This window comes from Prosthecobacter debontii, from assembly GCF_900167535.1.
Lineage (GTDB): Bacteria > Verrucomicrobiota > Verrucomicrobiia > Verrucomicrobiales > Verrucomicrobiaceae > Prosthecobacter > Prosthecobacter debontii.
The window spans coordinates 202,261-219,460 of sequence record NZ_FUYE01000008.1; the positions used below are offsets into that span (position 1 = coordinate 202,261).

The following is a 17,200-nucleotide window of genomic DNA, read 5'->3' on the forward strand; positions in this document are numbered from 1 at the left end:
GAACGAAAAAGTAAGAAAATGGAAACCAAAGCCACAGCGCATCACAGCGCACTCAGCGGGAGATGCACCTGCACCTGAGTGCCATGCGGAGTGACATTCAACCACTCCACAGAAGCACCGATCCGCTGACAACGCTCTCGAATTCCCATGCAGCCGAAGTGCCCCTTCTGACCTTGGGTGGATACAGCCTCCACACCGACACCATCATCGGAGATGGTGAGGCAAAGCTTCCCGTCTTCGACTCGCAATCCCAAGGCGATGGAGCTGGCTTGCGCATGCTTCAGCACATTGGTCACCGCCTCTTGAGCGATCATGCGCAGGTGATGCGCCACATGCACCGGTAGGTTCGGCAACGGCGGCAGGACATGCACCGACACATGCAAGGAGTCACTCAGCGTGCGATCCGCTAGCTCCTGCAAGGCCGCAGGCAGATCCGTCACGCTATCGGGTTCAGCGCGCAGGTCCGCCACCAGATTCCGCGCTTCCGTCTGCACGCGTGACACCAGATGCCTGGAGGACTCCAGCAGGCCCTTGGCTTTATCTTCCAAAGGCCGCGTCACCGCCGCGTCCAGGCGCAGGGACAGGCCCGCCAATTCCTGCTCCAAGGTATCGTGGAACTCACGAGCGATGCGCTGCCGCTCCTCCAGCACCGCTTCATGGGAAATCCGCCGCCGCAGCGCCTCCCCTTGCTTGACCACCTGACGCCGCAGCAGGGTGATCCACAGCACGCCAATGGCCACCACCGCAAGCAGCAGCGCCACCAAGCCGATCAGCCGTTCCACCGTCCACCAAGACGGCGCCCGGAGCACGATCAGATCCTCCGGGCCGCGCAGCAGCAGCATGGCTCGGTCCGGTCGCGAGCGAAAACCTTTATCGGTGGAGGACTCCACTCGGCAGATCCCCGTCAGCTTCAGCAGCGCCCCCGGTTTCACCAGTTCCGAGGGCTCAAACCCAGGCACCAGAGCTTTCAGCGGCTGCTCGGCGGAGAGCAAGCGCAGCTCCCAGCCCGCCGCCGTGCGATAGGCATCCACCATCTGCGCCTCCAGTGTGACGAGATCTGCGTCCAGATTGCCCTCCATAATCTCCTTCACCGTCACGTTCACCGGCACCACCGCCTGCTCCGTGCCGGACGGTTCATTCACCGGCACCGCATCCACCAGACTGGCGCTAAAGCCCAGCATGTTAGGAAAACCCGCCACATCCACCTGTTGCCCAGTCAGCAGTCGGTAGGGCTTGGCCAGACGCACCGCCAGTGCCGCAGGACGCGCCGACACGCTCGCTTTGTCAGCCCCCTTGGAGGAGGTCGGCACCGGCACGTATTGATCCAGATCGCGCAGGAAGACCTGCCCATCCGGGAAAGCCGCCAGGACGATCCCCGTCGTGCGCACCCGATGCCCGAATTCCTGCGTGCGACTCGGATCGAAACGCAGCAGCCGAGCCGCCGAGATGATTCCCAGGTCTTGAATCGCCGGGGCCGCTTTGAGGATTTTCACATCGCTCCAGTCTGTGACTCGCAGGTAGGGAAACACGAGCTGCCGCCGATCATTGATGCCGCCCGCCGCCAAGGCCGTGATTTGCAGCTTCGCATCCACATAGTCATCCATCGCTTCCGGCAGCGGCGCATCCACCCGCACCTCGATCACGCGACTGCCTAGCGCCAGATGCAGGATCGTGCGATTTTCCTCCGGCACCGAAAGCTGACGCCCGATCCCCTCCACCTGCACCCGCTGATAGTGATACCTGCCCGAGGCCAGATCCTCATAATCCGCCGTCACCGGGATCGGCGGCTCCCCCGTGCCGATCACCTCATAGCTCTGCGCCTCCACCCCCGCCAGATACAGCCCCGGCACGCTCTTCCCCCGCAGCCGCACCCGATCCCCCACCTTCAGCGCCGCCCCATGGGGATTCACCCGAAAGTAAGTCCCGCCCGTCTCATCCTGCACAAACACCGTCCCGCTCGAAGGCGACTCAATGAACCCCACCACCACCTCCAACTCCGCCGGCACCCCCGCCAACGCCCGATCCGGCGGCAACGCCCGCACCTCCGCCGCATGGCGGAGTAGCTCCTGCGCCTGCACCTGCACGCTGAGCACGAGGAGGGCTAGGAGAAGGATAAACGGACGGAGGGGCATTGGGGGTGGGCGGAGATCGGTATTCGGTGATCAGATCACAAAGTCATGCCGATTGCTAGCGACTGAAAGCTGCAAAGTCGTCGGTGAAACACGGTCGCTTCCAGACAGATTATTTGGGACAGCATAGTTTAACTAATCAAATTCGTATCGATGTCGGATAACAGATTGTTCGGCATCTTCTCGGTAGTTTTGAGCGAGAGATCGGAGAGTAGCTCCAAGCCTACAGAATCCTCTGTCCTCCGCTTGAGAAGCAATTCTCTCCCATTTCTCAGCAAGTTCGACCTCCTCTTTGCCTCCACTAAAGCCATGAACACCCCGTGAATTGAAGATACGAATTCTCAAACCCATGCGAAACTCAGGATCGTCTTTAGAATCGAGCAACTCACAAACAGCTTCCCTCCAAAGTCCATTTTCATCTTTGGGTGTATAGTATATGACTTCCCCGATTTGATGAGAGGCCACTTCCCAATGTCCAGAAGCAGTGCAAATCTCTTTCACCGATGCTATCCAGGATCTGAGTTTTGCATCGTCAAAATCACCGTCCAGGCACAAGCCAGGTGGATGATTCCAGTCATTTAACAATCGGTATGCATTCCGCACCATGGAACCTTTAGTTTCATTAGCTTCTGACAAATTCTCATCCTGTTTCTCCTGATCTGAATCAGAGTCTATAACCTTGTGTCGCGAGCGATAAATCATTCGAATGACTTCACAAAAGAACTCTGGGCGCTCTGACAATTGGCGATACAGTGTCCGGGGGCGTGCCCCATTGAAGCGATCCAATAGAGCAAGGAACTTCACCTCCATATAGGCGAGACGCGCCTCATCGATCTCGTTGATCTTCTGCAAGTGGTGGAACACCTCGCAAATTTCGTGAACATCAATGTGGTTAATAGAAGGGTCAAAGGTCTCAAGTGACTTTAAAGCCAGTTCTGGATACGGCCCTACCCACATTTCTTCGAGCCACAAGCATTGAATCGCAGCATCCGCACGCCCATTTGCAAGCAGTTGTTCAATCGCATAATCAAGACCTTCGTGTTCATCTTTACTGGGCTGGATACGCACGCGCTTCCAATACTCTGCTTGATTATACCCCAACTCTAATTCGGCTTGCTGCCACACTTTTTTAATCGCCGGAAGAACCACAAAAAACTCAACCTTCGCTCTGACAGTCCAGCCAGAACGATCCATACTGTCAATCCAATCCCATGATTTGGTTTGGAATCGTCGCCAGGTATAGGAAACTGCAAAACGAACATCAGTGTCCGTTTCCGACTCTAGCAAGGTGGGTAGAAAAGCGGCGTCATGAGCCAACTCCTCATCAGCACCACAAGCATTGCCTACTTCATGAGGCGACTCCACAGAACGCCAGAAGCTTTGCAATGCATGGATGCCACCTTTCTTCTGAATCTCCTTCAGAGCATCAATCCGCTTGGTCAGTAGAAGTTGACGCTGTTCCTGCCAGTTTCCTTTTTCTTCGTAGAGTTCAGAATCACGGCCCGAAAACAATCGACGGTGCCTGACTTCAAGCTGCTGAGGTTTTAACTTTTCAGCTACCGCCTCAAGCTGAAGCAGCAGATCTTCTGGCACCATCCATGCATCGCTGTCCGCATATTTACGATGGTTTGAGATTTTACTCGCAATCTCGATCCACAAAGACAACCTTTGCTCTTCCGGCAAGCTTAAAACTCCCTCAGAAAGAAGCCGTTTTCGATAATTCTCCGCGAAATTACTAAACCGCGGATGGATGTAAAAAAAGAACTCCAAAAGTTCCGTCAGCTTTACGGGATCGTTACCCGCAATTTCCAAGGCTAGATCCGCATAGAAACCCTCATCCGCCAATCGTTGACCATTGGTTACTCCATCTTCCCAATTTTCTGGGACGAAGTTCTGCCATTTTGGGCGATGAGTAGGATGACCAGTTGAATGATTCTCAGGAAGAAGCTGTAACAATAGCCTCCACCCCACATCGGAATGATCACGGATAATAGACCTTACTGCAGCATGACGGCGATCAGGATTAGCAGCTGTTTGAGGAAACCACGGGAGAAGAATGCCTCTCAATGAATTTGAAGGCCGATTCGACCAGTTCCCACCTGGATCGACAGAGGCGAGATTGGAAAGAATCCCACATACGCGGATAAGATAGCTTTCACTCCAAGCTAGTGACTCGAGTGCCCACAAAAGGCCCGTGATAAAAGTGCCACCACTAAACCAATCCCCTTCCTCAGAAAAGACACCTGAAAAAGGTTCATCAGGCTTCTCGCTTGCGCCACCAACGGCTCGGAGAAATTCGTCTGGCGATGCTTCCGCGAGCAATGGAAGCACATCATTCAAACTCGCCCATCGATGCGAATCGGCATCGGCAAGTAATTCGCGAACAACCTGTGTTGCCACATTTTGAGGAAGTCTGCCTCGACATGACGTCAACGATTCACCATGGGAACCAAGGAGAGCTAAGGTTTCCGCAATACCTTCTCTCACCCGATGCGAATAGATGCGGCTACGTCCGTAAAAGCTTGCTGCGAAGCGCTCTTCTTTGGGGAGCCCCAACCGTGGGTCAAGCTCCGAAAGCACTTTGATGGCGACCACCTTAAAACGCTCAAGTATGTCGGGACCGATTAGATTTCCGAGATAGATCCATGGCTCATAACGGGAGGTAAACTTCCAGCGCCCAATCGCAAACTCAAGGGGAGCGGCCTTGGCGCTGGCGGCTTGGCGAATCTGATCGATCCACTCCCCATAACCGTTTCCCGAAAGTTCCTCAATCGCTTCCCTGTCCCCTTTGTTTTCATCCTCCCATTCGCCTATCAACTGAGCAATGGCGAGATCAGCCGCCTCTGACTGAGTTGCCCAATCAGGATGAACAGACAAACCTTGAACCAGTCGTAACAAAATATTAAGATCTCGTCCCGCTCTATTGGTGAGCATACGAGCCCTTTCATCTTGATATCCGGCTTTGACTAAAGCCTCCTTCATTTCATGAACTCTAGGTTGAATAAGCTCACAAGCATTGCCGTGCGGAAGACCACCGGGGAGCGAAGAGTAAATGACGGCATGACGCTGCTTGGCCCTTTGGATGAGTTGTGCGCCAATCTCGCTACTGAGATCAAAGTCCGCAACTAAGACATGCCTCTCGCTCAGTGAGCATGCATGTTTGAATGCTTGCTCAGACTCAAAGATAAGCACACGGTTCTGAACTTCTAACCGCTCATCATCGGGTAATGCTGCGACAAACGCGCTGATGTAGTCTTTAGGGTGGCGCGGAAAACGGGTGTCGAAGCGGAGTTCCGTATCATTTCGATCGAGAATCAAGCGTCTGAGCTTTGCTTCAGCATTAGCTCGGCCTACAGTGAAGAGTTCGGTACACAAATCAGGTGGAGTTCCAAACCCTCGCAGAAGTTTCCAATGAGACTCTGCTGTATCAAAATCAGATAGATAAAGGCCTATCGAAGTTCCCAGCCAATGTCCAATAGCAGGAAATTGGAACACCCAATCAATCAACTGTGCACCATCAATAACACGAATATCCATCCATTCGTTGCGCGATTTTTTTTCATTGATCCATGTCTCGATCCCGTCTTGCTTCCATGTGTCTTTCCAGTCCCGCAGACCTGATAAGGGGGTGACAAACACAAAGGTTGCCTCCTTCCTTACCTCTGGTGGCACTGCCAATGTTGAGTCGCCGTAGTCATCATTAGCCTTCTGTCGCGCATTGTTATTGGTCCCAATTTCCCAGTGACTCTTACCCTCTGGAACAAATGGATCATGGCCAAGCGCGGTTTCCAGTTCCCCGTCAGCCCCATGTTGACCGATACTATCTCCAAGTGGAAATCTGCGGTGAGTAGGCCTAGGACACGATGCGCAAACCAAACGCCAGACCAGCTCCACTATTAAGCCTTGCGCAATTCTTGAATTAGCGCGCACCCAATGATCCAATTGATTTTCATTCACTATTTGCGATATCGCCATAGGATTTGAGCATGAGTATTTTGAATAAACTGATCCCGATCACCTCAGAGTGTCAGTCAAAAAGCATACTTGGCATCTTTTACTTATCCAAGCTGTCTAGAGGCAACAAGCAAGCGAAATGCATGAGCTGGCGTTCTGAGAGTTTTATAGGTAACACCACGCCGCCAAAGATTCTCCAGGTCCTATGCGTTCGGGCGAATCCTTGAAGAAACCTTCCAGCACCTCGAAGGTTTTTCTGAGAACCTGAAGACCTTTGGAAAAAACTAGGCGGTCTCTGGGAAAAGCGAAAGGATCTGGCGGAAACCTTCAGGTTTTGCAGAAAACCTAAAGGAATTTTGAAAAAGCATGATGGTTTTTCAGAAAACTCGAAGGAGTTCACACAAACCTAGAGGATCTGGCGAAAACTTATAGGATCGTCCCAAAACCTCCATGGCTTCTCAACAAGCCCTTTCGGACAAAACATTGATGATCAACGATTTCACTTGGAGCCATGGCTTTCTGCGTTCAGGCCCAACCCGAGGCCGCAATGCATCCATTCTGGGACCGGCCTGAGCGGCACACATGGAGCGAGGGCGTCTCGCCTGCTGGGGCCTGCGTCCTCGCGGGGCACTGTTCTCGGAGACGACTGCGGGACCCTTTCAGCACCGGGGAAGGCTTGCATTCGACACATCAGAACGGATCGCGGCGGGACGCCTCGATCTGCACGCGGGACGGGTGCGCTCCCCGGGAACGCGGTCGCAGCGGCGGACCTACCAATGACAACCCGCAAAGCCCCACCACGAGGCTTTGGTCAATCGCGCTACGGCCCAGGCAGATCTCTGCCTATCGGCGGGGGTTTTGATAAGGGAGGTGGTTCGTCTTCGTAAGGGGTGGGGAATGCGTTTCTTTCCTGTCACCCTTTCCGCTTTCACTTTCGCCTTCGCCGTGGTGCTGCCTGCTGAGGCGGCCACGAAGCTCGATTTCAATCGAGACATCCGCCCCATCCTCAGTGACAACTGCTTTGCCTGCCATGGGTTCGATGCCAAGAAGCGGAAAGCAGGTCTGCGACTGGATACGGCAGAAGGGGCGTATGAAGCGAAGGATGGGGAACAAGCGATCAAACCCGGCGACCCCAAGCTGAGCACGATCATCCAGCGCATCCTGAGCACGGATGAGGATGAGGTGATGCCACCGCCGGAGTCGCACAAGAAAGTGACCGCGCAGCAGGTGGAGATCCTGCAACGCTGGATTCGTGAAGGGGCGGAGTATCAGAAGCACTGGGCCTTTGAAAAACCAGTGAAGCCTGCGGTGCCTGCCATTCCAGGCGGGGCGATCCGCAACCCAATCGACGCCTTTCTCCAAGATCGGCTGGCGCATGAGGGGCTCACCGCCAGTCCTGAAGCCTCCAAGGAAATCCTGATCCGACGAGTGACGCTGGACCTGACAGGCCTGCCGCCCACGCCCGCGGAGGTGGATGCCTATTTGGCCGATAACAGCCCGGAGGCTTATGAAAAAGTGGTGAGCCGCCTGCTGAAGTCGGAACGCTATGGCGAGCACATGGCGCGTTATTGGTTAGACGCGGCCCGTTATGCCGATACGCACGGTCTGCATCTGGACAATGAACGCAGCATGTGGCCGTATCGTGACTGGGTGGTGCGGGCGTTCAATGCGGATCTGCCCTTTGACGACTTCACGCGCTGGCAGCTGGCCGGGGATCTTTTACCCAACCCGACCATGGAGCAGCAGATCGCTTCAGGGTTCAATCGCTGCAATGTCACCACCAGTGAAGGCGGGTCCATTCCGGAAGAATTTACATTTCGTTATGCCGTGGATCGCACGGACACCACGGTAGCGGTGTGGATGGGCCTCACCGCAGGCTGCGCGGTGTGTCATGATCACAAGTATGATCCGCTGAGCCAGAAGGAATTTTACTCTCTCTACGCCTTCTTCAATAGCGCTGCCGATCCCGCCATGGATGGCAACATCCTGCTGACTCCGCCCATCCTGCGCCTCTCAAGCACGGAACAGGCAAAGCAACTGGTGGAGCTGGATCAGCAGATCGCCGCGAAACAGACGGAGATTCAGGAGTCCATTGCCAAACTCACCTACACCGACCCCGCCACGCAGCAGCCACCACCGCCGGTGCAGACCAGTGAGGCGGTGTGGTTTGAAGATGAGTTTCCCACCGGCGTGAAGGTGCAGAGTGCGGGTGAACCCACACGCTTCATCAGCAAGAAAGACGGCCCCGTGGCCAGTGGTGACCGCGCTCTGCAACGCACGGCCACCGCCGTGGCTCAGGATTACTTCAGCGGTGGCATCACCTATGACGTGCCGGCCAATGGCCGCATCACCGCCCAGTGCTTCATCGATGAAAAGAATCCGCCGTCCTCCATCATGATTCAGTTTCATGTGGGCGGGTGGAATCATCGTGCCTACTGGGGTGAAGAAGGTGCCATTCCCTTTGGCAAAGTGCGCACGCCGGAGCGCGTGAAGATGGGCGCGATGCCGAAAGCCGGGGAGTGGGTGAAGCTGGACATCCCGATTGATAAAGTGGGGCTGAAACCCGGCATGAAGGTCACCGGCTATGCCTTCACCCAATTCGGCGGCACGGTCACCTGGGACCGCATGACGATGAGTTCGCGGGTTGATCCCGCCAAAGATCCGCAGTGGTCGTGGAGTCAGTGGATCGCAAAGAATCAGGGTCGCCGTGTGGCGGAGCTGCCGCAGGATCTGCAAATGCTGGTCCGAGGCAAAAAGGCCACCGAATGGACACCGGAAGAGACGAAGCGTCTCCAGCACTGGTGGTTTGAAAACGAGTATCAAGGCGCGCGTGAGATCGTGCAGGGCGTGCGCGGGCAGAAGCTGGCGCTCGAATCGAAACGCAAGGCTTTAGAAGACGTCATCCCGGCCACCTTCATCATGGCGGATCTACCCGAGCCTCGTGAAAGCTTCGTGATGGAGCGCGGGCAGTATGACAAGCCGGGGGAAAAAGTCCGCCGCGGCACACCCGCCATCTTCCCGCCGCTGACCACGAAAGCGGGCGCTGAACCCACCCGCCTGGATCTGGCCAACTGGCTGCTTTCCCCTGAGCATCCGCTGACGGCCCGAGTCGAGGTCAATCGTCTCTGGCAGCAGTTCTTCGGCACCGGTTTGGTGAAAACCAGCAACGACTTTGGCTCTCAAGGTGAACCTCCAAGTCATCCCGAGTTGCTGGATTGGCTGGCGGTCACTTTCCGGGAAAGCGGCTGGGACATGAAGGCCTTTGTGAAGCTGCTGGTGACCTCCCATGCCTACAGGCAGAGTGCGGAAGTCCAGCCCGAGGTGCTGCAAAAAGATCCTGAAAACCGGCTGCTGGCCCGTGGCCCGCGATTCCGTGCCGATGCCGAGGTGGTGCGAGATAGCGCCCTCTTCGTCAGTGGTCTGCTGAGCCCGAAGATCGGCGGCAAAGGGGTGCGCCCGTATCAGCCGGAGAACATCTGGGAGCCGGTCGGTTTCGGCGGCAGCAACACCCGCAATTATGTGCAGGACACCGGCGAATCTCTCTACCGACGCAGTCTCTACACCTTCTGGAAGCGCACCGCTCCCCCGCCCTCCATGACCACCTTCGACGCGCCTAACCGCGAGTCTTACTGCCTGCGTCGAGAACGCAGCAACACCCCGCTCCAGGCGCTGAACCTGATGAACGATGTGCAGTATTTCGAGGCCGCGCGTCATTTTGCCGAGGAGCTTTTAAAAACACCGAACCTCACGCGAGATAGCCGCATCAGCCTGGCCTTCCGCAAGGTCACCAGCCGATACCCCACGGCTCAGGAAGCCCAGATCATTGGCGAGACCCTGGATCAACACCTCGCAGCCTATCAGTCGCGCCCCGAAGAGGCGAAGCAGGTCATCGCCTACGGTGAATCCAAAGCCGATACCTCCCTGCCTGCCGATCAACTCGCCGCCTGGACTCTGGTAACGAATCTCCTGCTGAATCTGGATGAGATGGTGACGAAGTAGGCTCCACTACAGAGATCCGGATGCGGCCTGAAAGGTCGCTCGGATGCGGCCCAGGCCGCAAGGCCTGGGATTCGGCGAATGACATGCATTAGCCCTGTCGCGGCCTGAAGGGTCGCGGGAGCGGTGTGAGAGTGGAGGTGATAGTGACGAAGTGAGAGCCATCGATGGTAGGGTGTTTGCCCTCCATGCGCCATCGGGTGAGACGAAAATGCGGCATCCACCGCATGCCGATTAAGGGTGTCGATTTACTGGGTCAGGCCGACGAGGTCACTCGGCCCCACACGGCACGTTGAGGACAACGTGCCCTACCCGGAAAACGCACCAAGTGAAGCAGCCAAACCGTAGGGCGGCTTTGTTCGGCTAGGGATTCACCCACGCCCTGACAGACCATTGCCGAATAAGCCGCCTCTGGGTGAATCAAACCCAAAGGGTTTGCGTCATTGAGCCCAGGGTTGCCCTAACCCTGGGGAATGAGATCCACGAGACATTCCGCCCACCGTCGAACCCCATCCGGGGTTCCGTCCATTGGGGTGTTAGTCACATGATCCGATCAGTTGCCCCCATGGACAAAAGCCCTACAGGCTTCCCCCTTGAATTTGATGCAGTGCGCCAACACACCCAGGGTTTGAACAACCCCGGGCTGAAAGACACAAGCCCGTTGGGCTTGAACGCCACTGCCCCTAACCAACAATCCATCATCCCCTCTTCTCGTCTTGCTCCTCCAACAACTGCGTGCAATACCACAGCATGCGCGGCAGGTGAAACGGGCCTTTGAACATGTTGCCCTTCGCTTGCTGGGAGACACGACCGTCGCGGTGCAGATAGCCATACCACTCGCCGTATTCGGGATCGGGGAAGTGTTTGAAACTCCAGTCATGCACCTGACGATGCATCTCCGCATATTTGGCGTCGCCAGTCACCTCATGGGCCAGCAGCGTGGCGATGATGGTTTCGTTGTGATTCCACCAGAATTTCATGTCATGCCAATATTCCTGCACCGGTTTGTCATCCACATCACGATAGTAAAACAGGCCGCCCATCTCCTGATCCCAGCCACGTTTCCACATGCAATCCAGCATGCGTAACCCGAGCTGAATGTAGCCCTTCTCCCCTCGAAGCCGACCTTCATGGAGAATGAACCAGGCGCACTCGATGGCATGCCCGGGATTGAGCAACCGCCCTTCCAGATGATCCAGCAAGCGTCCATCCGGCGCGACGGTTTCCATCACCACCTCCAGGTCGGGTTTAAAGAACAAGCGCTGGATATCCAGGATGAAGAGATCGATCCACTCCGTGGCCGTGCGTCCCCCCACCTCGAAGTGATCCAGATTGGCACGCAGTTCCTGAGCCGTCACGATGCCGATCATCAAGGCTCCGATCCCCACCATGGGCCGAGTGGTGGAGTCCACCTTGGGCGTCATGAATCCTGGCTCAAACGAATGCCTCAGATAAAAGGCAAAGTCGCGCCGGGCGGCATCCGCATAGCGCTCATCCCCCGAGGCCTTGGCATAGGAGGCATTGGCAATGGCGGAGAAGGCCTCGCTATACACATAGCGGCGCATGCGCAGGGGCTTGCCCTCACGTGTCACCGTGAAGAAGAGCTTACCATCCGTGGCATAGCCATGCTTCTCCAGAAAGGCGAGACACGATCCTGCGGCATCAAAGAAGGCCCGATCCGGAGCCAGCGTGTTAAACAGGGTGGCAAACATCCAGCCCGCACGTCCCTGGAACCAAATGCTCTTGTCCGTATCCAAAAGGCTGCCATCCCGATCCAGCGCCGTCATGATGCCATCATGCTCTGCATCCATGCCGTGCTTCAGCCAAAACGGCATCACATCATGGAGCAGTGTATCTCGATAAAAGGCCGCCAGTTGACGGCGACCTTCCGCATGGGTCAGAGGATTCATGATGAAAAAGTCGGGGTGGCCAAGGAATGCCGAGTGACGTTAATGGAAACACCTTTCCAGAGCCACCGGCATCCACCTGTTTGAAGAGAGAACATCTTCCACAGAACGCACTGGCAAGGTGGGCTGGACTGCTCTTTGATAAACCCTCTCCCTTTTCATGCCCACCCTTCCCTATTCCAACGCCCTTGTCATCGGAGCCGGTAGCTGGGGCACTGCCCTGGCCGCAGTGCTGGCCGAGCGCGGCCTGCAGGTTCAATTCTGGGGTCGCGATCCGGTGCTGATGGAGGAGATCCAGACCACCCGCCGAAACACGCGCTATCTGCCCGGCCTCGTGCTGGCCGATTCCATCCAGGCGATCTCGGATCTGGAGGCTCTGCGTCCTGCCGATCTGGTGATGTTTGTGGTGCCTTCCAAGGCCGTTCGTGAAACCGCAGCGATCATGGTCGCGCATCCCGCGCTCCAGCAGACTCAGGTGGTCATTTCCTGTGCCAAAGGCGTGGAACTGGAAACCGGCAAACGTCTCACGCAGATCCTCGCCGAGTCCTTTACCCACACACCTCTGGCCGTGCTCACGGGTCCAAATCATGCCGAAGAGGTTTCCCAACGCATGGCCACCGCCGCCGTTGTGGCCTGTGACCAGGAAAACATCGCCCGCGATGTGCAGACCTGCTTCACCCTGCCCTGGTTCCGCAGTTACACCAGCGACGACGTCACAGGAGTGGAATGGGCCGGAGCCATGAAGAACCCCTACGCCATCGCCGCAGGCATCGCCCTGGGGCTGAAGCTGGGGGACAACGCCATCGCCGCCCTCGTCACCCGTGCCCTAGCCGAGATGGTGCGCATGGGCAGCGCGATGGGGGGCCGCCCCGAGTCCTTCATGGGCCTCGGCGGTGTCGGCGATCTCATGGCCACCTGCTACTCCCAGCATAGCCGCAACCATCGCGTGGGGCGACTCCTCGGCGAAGGCATGCCGCTCCAGGAAATCATGTCCAGCACGCGCATGGTGGCCGAAGGCGTGCCCAACACCGCCAGCCTCCACCAAGCCGCCCGCGCTAAAGGCGTCCGCACCCCCCTGCTGGATGAAATCTACGCCATGCTCTACGAAGCCAAACCCGCCCGTGAAGCCATGCGCACCCTACTCTCCCGCGATCCCCGGGCGGAGACGGAGTAGGCGTGTTTTTTTGAAAAGCAGCCAACGCACTAAGAGCCGGGTTATTCGGCAACGAAGTCGCTGAGCGAAAGGGAGTCCCCAGCCGGACAAACCCAGCCTACGTTCCCCAGAGCATCCTGCCGTCAATGAGGCCAGGATGGCCTCACACCATGATCTCCCCCTATCGAGAGACAGCGCAGGCCGAGCGACCGGAGCGCGAGTATGGCGGAGCCTACTCACCTCACTTTCCCAGGATAGGGAAGACCGAGAAAGCTGAGCTGGTCTTGGCTATCGCATGGGCCTTGGCCGTGCGGCATCGCAGGCAGGACAAATGGCGAGTAGCCTTCGCTTCGCTCAGCATACACGCGCTCCGGTCGGGCGACTTCGCGAGCCATGGGAATGGATCGAGAGCCGGAGAACTCTTGGCCACACACCTTGTTAGTCCACCATCACGCCTGAGGAGTTGCTCACCCGTCGAATCCAAGACCTGGAGTCGCGGATGGCATGGCGTCGCACCCGTTTGTCAGGCCCACGTTGCCTTGAGTGCGGTTCGACCTATATTGTGCAACTTGTGCAGTCAGAGACCCGAAGCGGTAACGATAAGTGGACCCTGCGAGAGCACCCAGAGTGCGGCGGTGTCGTCACGGTCCTTGCCCAGGCGGTGTTGGCATTGGATCGACGCTGGTTGCGTTACACCCCGGAAGGTGTGAAGAGACAAGCGCCATGAGACTTCTCGGAATCGTATTGTTAATCGTCGGGTTTCTTTGGATCGCGTGGGATGTTGCGAGTGGCTTTGTCATGGACTCCTATTTGACGTGGGTTTGGCAGTCACAACACCTGCCTCCCGGCGACACGCTTACCCGGAATCAGGCTTCGGGCGCAATGCGCGAGTTGAGTCTCGCGCTCAAGGACCGACACAGGGTTGTTCTGATTCCTGCATGGCTCATGCTTGCGGGCGGACTCATCGCCGCATGGAGTCGGAGAAGTCAGAAACCTGAGAGTTTCAGACAACCTATGTTTGGAAACCCGTCTGCTGGTCCCGCCGATTCCCTGCCTCGTAGCGGCATCACGTGAATAAGCCGTGGCTCTGAACCGGGGTTGCTAGCGTCCACGGGCCGTTGCTGGACGAAATAGAGATGATGCTTTAGCAAGGCCATCGAATCCTCACACATCTGACCTCCCATGAAGATCGGCGTCCCCAAGGAAATCAAGGAACAGGAAAACCGAGTCTCGGTCACCCCTTCGGCCGCTTATCAGCTCATCAAGCGTGGGCATGAGGTCCTGGTGGAGACACAGGCAGGCGCGGGATCAGGGTTTCCAGATGCGGATTACGAGGCGGTGGGAGCCACACTGATCCATGATCATGCAGCGGTCTTTGAGCAGGCGGGGATGATTGTGAAGGTGAAGGAACCTCTGCCGACTGAATACTCTCTGCTGAGGCGGGGACAGCTTCTCTTCACCTACTTGCACCTTGCGGCCAATCGCACGCTGACGGAGGCCTTGCTCGACTCGGGCGTGACGGCGCTGGCTTATGAAACGATCGAGGTGAATCACCGTCTGCCCCTGCTGGAGCCGATGAGCGAGATCGCGGGGCGCATGTCGGTGCTGGTGGGAGGGTATTTTCTGGCCAAACATGCGGGTGGGAGTGGCACGCTCTTGGGCGGTGTGCCGGGGGTCTTGCCGGGGCGCGTCGTGGTGCTGGGCGGTGGAGTGGCGGGCATCAATGCGGCGCGCATGGCCACAGGACTGGGCGCAGATGTGACTATCCTTGAGGTGGATGTGGAACGCATGCGCTTCCTCGACATCACCATTCATACCGCGCACACGCTCTACTCGAATGAAAGCCACCTCATGGAGTTGCTACCGAACGTGGATCTGCTGATCGGTGCAGTGCTGGTGCCAGGGGCACGTGCGCCGAAACTCATTAGCCGTGAGATGCTGCGTCGCATGCGCCCTGGCAGTATGCTGGTGGACATTGCCGTGGATCAGGGTGGCTGTGCGGAAACGACACGCCCGACCACGCATCATGATCCGGTGTATATTGAGGAAGGGGTGACGCATTACTGTGTGGCGAATATGCCCGGGGCCTATGCCCGCACGGCGACTCAGGCGCTCATCAATGTCACGCATCGCTACATCGAATTGCTCGCTGATCATGGGCTGCAAGAAGCCTGTCAAAAACAACGGGCCTTGATCGGTGGCATCAATGTGATGAATGGTCAGCTTCATAACGAAGCTGTGGCCAAGGCGCATCAAATGAACTTTGTTCCGCTGACGGACGAATTGTAATTCTCGTTGGGCATGGGTTGGGACTTGCTCCTCACTCAACCTGAGTGTCCTGAATTCTGGCACGTTCGCTCGCATGCTTTGGCTGATCCGTTACCTCCAAAATCTTTCCGCCGGTCGCATCATTCTTTGGTGTTATGCCATCTGGTATGGGGTCAATGTGATCCACCATTTCGATCCTCGTCCACGCATTTGGTTAACCTCGCTGGGGCTCAGCGGCATCATCGGTCTGGCACTGATCATCAGCACACGCCCCAGCCACGGCCCCCGACCGCCGATGGACCCGTGGGTAATGTTTCGACTCTTCTTAATGCCTTTCTGCGTGAGCAGCTTTGCCGCCTTGGTCAAAGACAAGAACTACCTCCTGATCTTCCCACCCACATGGCAGGAAAACACCATCGGCTTCACGGTGATCGCCGTCTTTCTGGCAGTCGTGGGTTTGGTCAAACGAAGCGGCTAACGGTCACGCCGCCAAGGGCACCCCATAAGGCAGTTCATCCGGCAAATCGGCAAATTCACGGATGCGATTCCACAGGGTGGTGTAGTCCTTGTTCAGATCCCCCGAAAGACAATCCGTGATCTCAGCCCCGGCCTCAGGATACTTCATCACCACATCCTTGAAGGAGAAGTTGGGATCGTAAAACGCATACACCAGCTTGCGCATGTTTTCCACGCCTTCACGGATCTGATCACTGTATCCCGAAAATCGCTCGGGAGACAAGTCATTGGCCTTCAGAGCCTCATGCACGGCATCAGCCGCAAGCACACCGCTTTTCAAAGCCAACATCACACCGCTACTGAAAACGGGGTCGAGGAAGGCAAAAGCATCGCCTACCAACAAGAGCCCGGGTGAAGCGCAGTAGCGGGAGTGACGAGAATACTCACTCGTCAGCCAATACTCTCCGGTGCACTCGCCTGCCGAGAGGTGTTCAGCGATCCACTTGTTCTCGGAGATCTCACGCTCGAACATGGCTTTCGGGTCACGCACGCCATCACGAGTCAGGTATTTGCCCTCGGCCACCACGCCCACGCTCACCATGTCGTTGTGTTGGGGAATGTGCCAGAACCAGCCCCGCTCAGGAATGAACGCAATTGTCGTCGCCCCTTCATCCAGATCCTTGGCGCGCTTGGACCCTTTGTAGTAGGTCCAGACCGCGATCTTGTTGAGGTAGGGATCTCCCACACGCCATCCTTCTCGATTCGAGGCAAAGGCTTCTTTACCCGAGGCATCAATGACCATGCTGCTATACAGGGACTCCAGACTGCCGTCCTTATTCTTCACCTCGACACCGATGACATGACCGCTGTCGTTTTTGAGCAACCGAGTCACGGTGGTCTCTTCACGCACTTCGGCCCCACGCTCGCGGGCATTGTTCAGGAGCATTTCATCAAACTCCGAGCGCAGCACCTGCCAGGTCTGAGCTACCGTCTCCTTATCGTAACGCGTGTAGAAATAAAAGGGCTGGGAGCGCCGTCCGTCCGGCTGCACAAAGCTGACGCTATACTTCTTCATGAAGTGGCTCTTCTTCATCTTCGGGATCATGCCCAGCCGCTCCAACGGACCGAAGGTGAAAGGGATCAGCGACTCGCCCACATGGTAACGAGGAAACTTCTCGCGCTCAATCACCAGGACCCGATGGCCATGCTCGGCCAAAATGGTGGCAGTGCTGGCACCGGCAGGACCACCACCGATGATGAGGACGTCATAAGGACTGTTCATGTCTTGGAAATTCGTAACGAGAGAAGCTCTCGGAATCATTTACGTTTTGCAATAA

The 17,200-nt window shown here is 56.8% G+C and carries 9 protein-coding genes; 4 read left to right on the plus strand and 5 right to left on the minus strand.

The annotated features are described in order from the left end of the window. Positions 1-41: 41 nt before the first annotated feature. Both B5D61_RS13690 and B5D61_RS13695 read right to left on the minus strand, forming a co-directional pair. Complete coding sequence (locus B5D61_RS13690; RefSeq protein ID WP_078813934.1) at positions 42-2,132, minus strand: histidine kinase; 2,091 nt, start codon at positions 2,130-2,132, stop codon at positions 42-44. 132 nt (positions 2,133-2,264) lie between these two features. Further along, entirely contained in the window at positions 2,265-6,104 is a 3,840-nt protein-coding gene (locus B5D61_RS13695; RefSeq protein WP_078813935.1) for a hypothetical protein, read from the minus strand. Between the two features lie 876 nt (positions 6,105-6,980). On the opposite strand from B5D61_RS13695, the gene B5D61_RS13700 reads away from it, so the two are divergent. Beyond that, the gene (locus tag B5D61_RS13700) at positions 6,981-10,082 is read left to right on the plus strand and encodes a PSD1 and planctomycete cytochrome C domain-containing protein (RefSeq protein WP_078813936.1); all 3,102 of its coding nucleotides are present in this window, start codon (positions 6,981-6,983) and stop codon (positions 10,080-10,082) included. 695 nt (positions 10,083-10,777) lie between these two features. Here B5D61_RS13700 and B5D61_RS13705 read toward each other — a convergent pair. After that, entirely contained in the window at positions 10,778-11,989 is a 1,212-nt protein-coding gene (locus B5D61_RS13705) for an AGE family epimerase/isomerase (protein WP_078813937.1), read from the minus strand. A gap of 157 nt (positions 11,990-12,146) precedes the next feature. On the opposite strand from B5D61_RS13705, the gene B5D61_RS13710 reads away from it, so the two are divergent. Next, positions 12,147-13,160: an NAD(P)H-dependent glycerol-3-phosphate dehydrogenase gene (locus tag B5D61_RS13710; protein WP_078813938.1), complete on the plus strand. Its 1,014-nt coding sequence runs from the start codon at positions 12,147-12,149 to the stop codon at positions 13,158-13,160. A 215-nt stretch (positions 13,161-13,375) separates the two neighbouring features. Here B5D61_RS13710 and B5D61_RS26325 read toward each other — a convergent pair whose 3' ends face one another. Then, entirely contained in the window at positions 13,376-13,534 is a 159-nt protein-coding gene (locus B5D61_RS26325; protein ID WP_176159423.1) for a hypothetical protein, read from the minus strand. Positions 13,535-14,321: 787 nt separating this feature from the next. Between B5D61_RS26325 and ald the strand changes: the two genes are divergently transcribed. Next, complete coding sequence (gene ald, locus B5D61_RS13720; RefSeq protein ID WP_078813940.1) at positions 14,322-15,428, plus strand: alanine dehydrogenase; 1,107 nt, start codon at positions 14,322-14,324, stop codon at positions 15,426-15,428. Positions 15,429-15,501: 73 nt separating this feature from the next. Further along, positions 15,502-15,885 (plus strand): hypothetical protein, encoded by a 384-nt coding sequence (locus B5D61_RS13725; protein WP_245846540.1) that lies wholly within the window; start codon positions 15,502-15,504, stop codon positions 15,883-15,885. Positions 15,886-15,888: 3 nt separating this feature from the next. Here B5D61_RS13725 and B5D61_RS13730 read toward each other — a convergent pair whose 3' ends face one another. Next, on the minus strand, positions 15,889-17,145 hold the full coding sequence (locus B5D61_RS13730) for an NAD(P)/FAD-dependent oxidoreductase (RefSeq protein WP_078813941.1): 1,257 nt from the start codon (positions 17,143-17,145) through the stop codon (positions 15,889-15,891). Positions 17,146-17,200: the final 55 nt, after the last annotated feature.

Coding starts and splice junctions, on each gene's coding strand:
- B5D61_RS13690 (WP_078813934.1), bottom strand. CDS start 2,132: ATGCCCCTCCGTCCGTTTATCCTTCTCCTAGCCCTCCTCGTGCTCAGC.
- B5D61_RS13695 (WP_078813935.1), bottom strand. CDS start 6,104: ATGGCGATATCGCAAATAGTGAATGAAAATCAATTGGATCATTGGGTG.
- B5D61_RS13700 (WP_078813936.1), top strand. CDS start 6,981: ATGCGTTTCTTTCCTGTCACCCTTTCCGCTTTCACTTTCGCCTTCGCC.
- B5D61_RS13705 (WP_078813937.1), bottom strand. CDS start 11,989: ATGAATCCTCTGACCCATGCGGAAGGTCGCCGTCAACTGGCGGCCTTT.
- B5D61_RS13710 (WP_078813938.1), top strand. CDS start 12,147: ATGCCCACCCTTCCCTATTCCAACGCCCTTGTCATCGGAGCCGGTAGC.
- B5D61_RS26325 (WP_176159423.1), bottom strand. CDS start 13,534: ATGGCTCGCGAAGTCGCCCGACCGGAGCGCGTGTATGCTGAGCGAAGC.
- ald (WP_078813940.1), top strand. CDS start 14,322: ATGAAGATCGGCGTCCCCAAGGAAATCAAGGAACAGGAAAACCGAGTC.
- B5D61_RS13725 (WP_245846540.1), top strand. CDS start 15,502: ATGCTTTGGCTGATCCGTTACCTCCAAAATCTTTCCGCCGGTCGCATC.
- B5D61_RS13730 (WP_078813941.1), bottom strand. CDS start 17,145: ATGAACAGTCCTTATGACGTCCTCATCATCGGTGGTGGTCCTGCCGGT.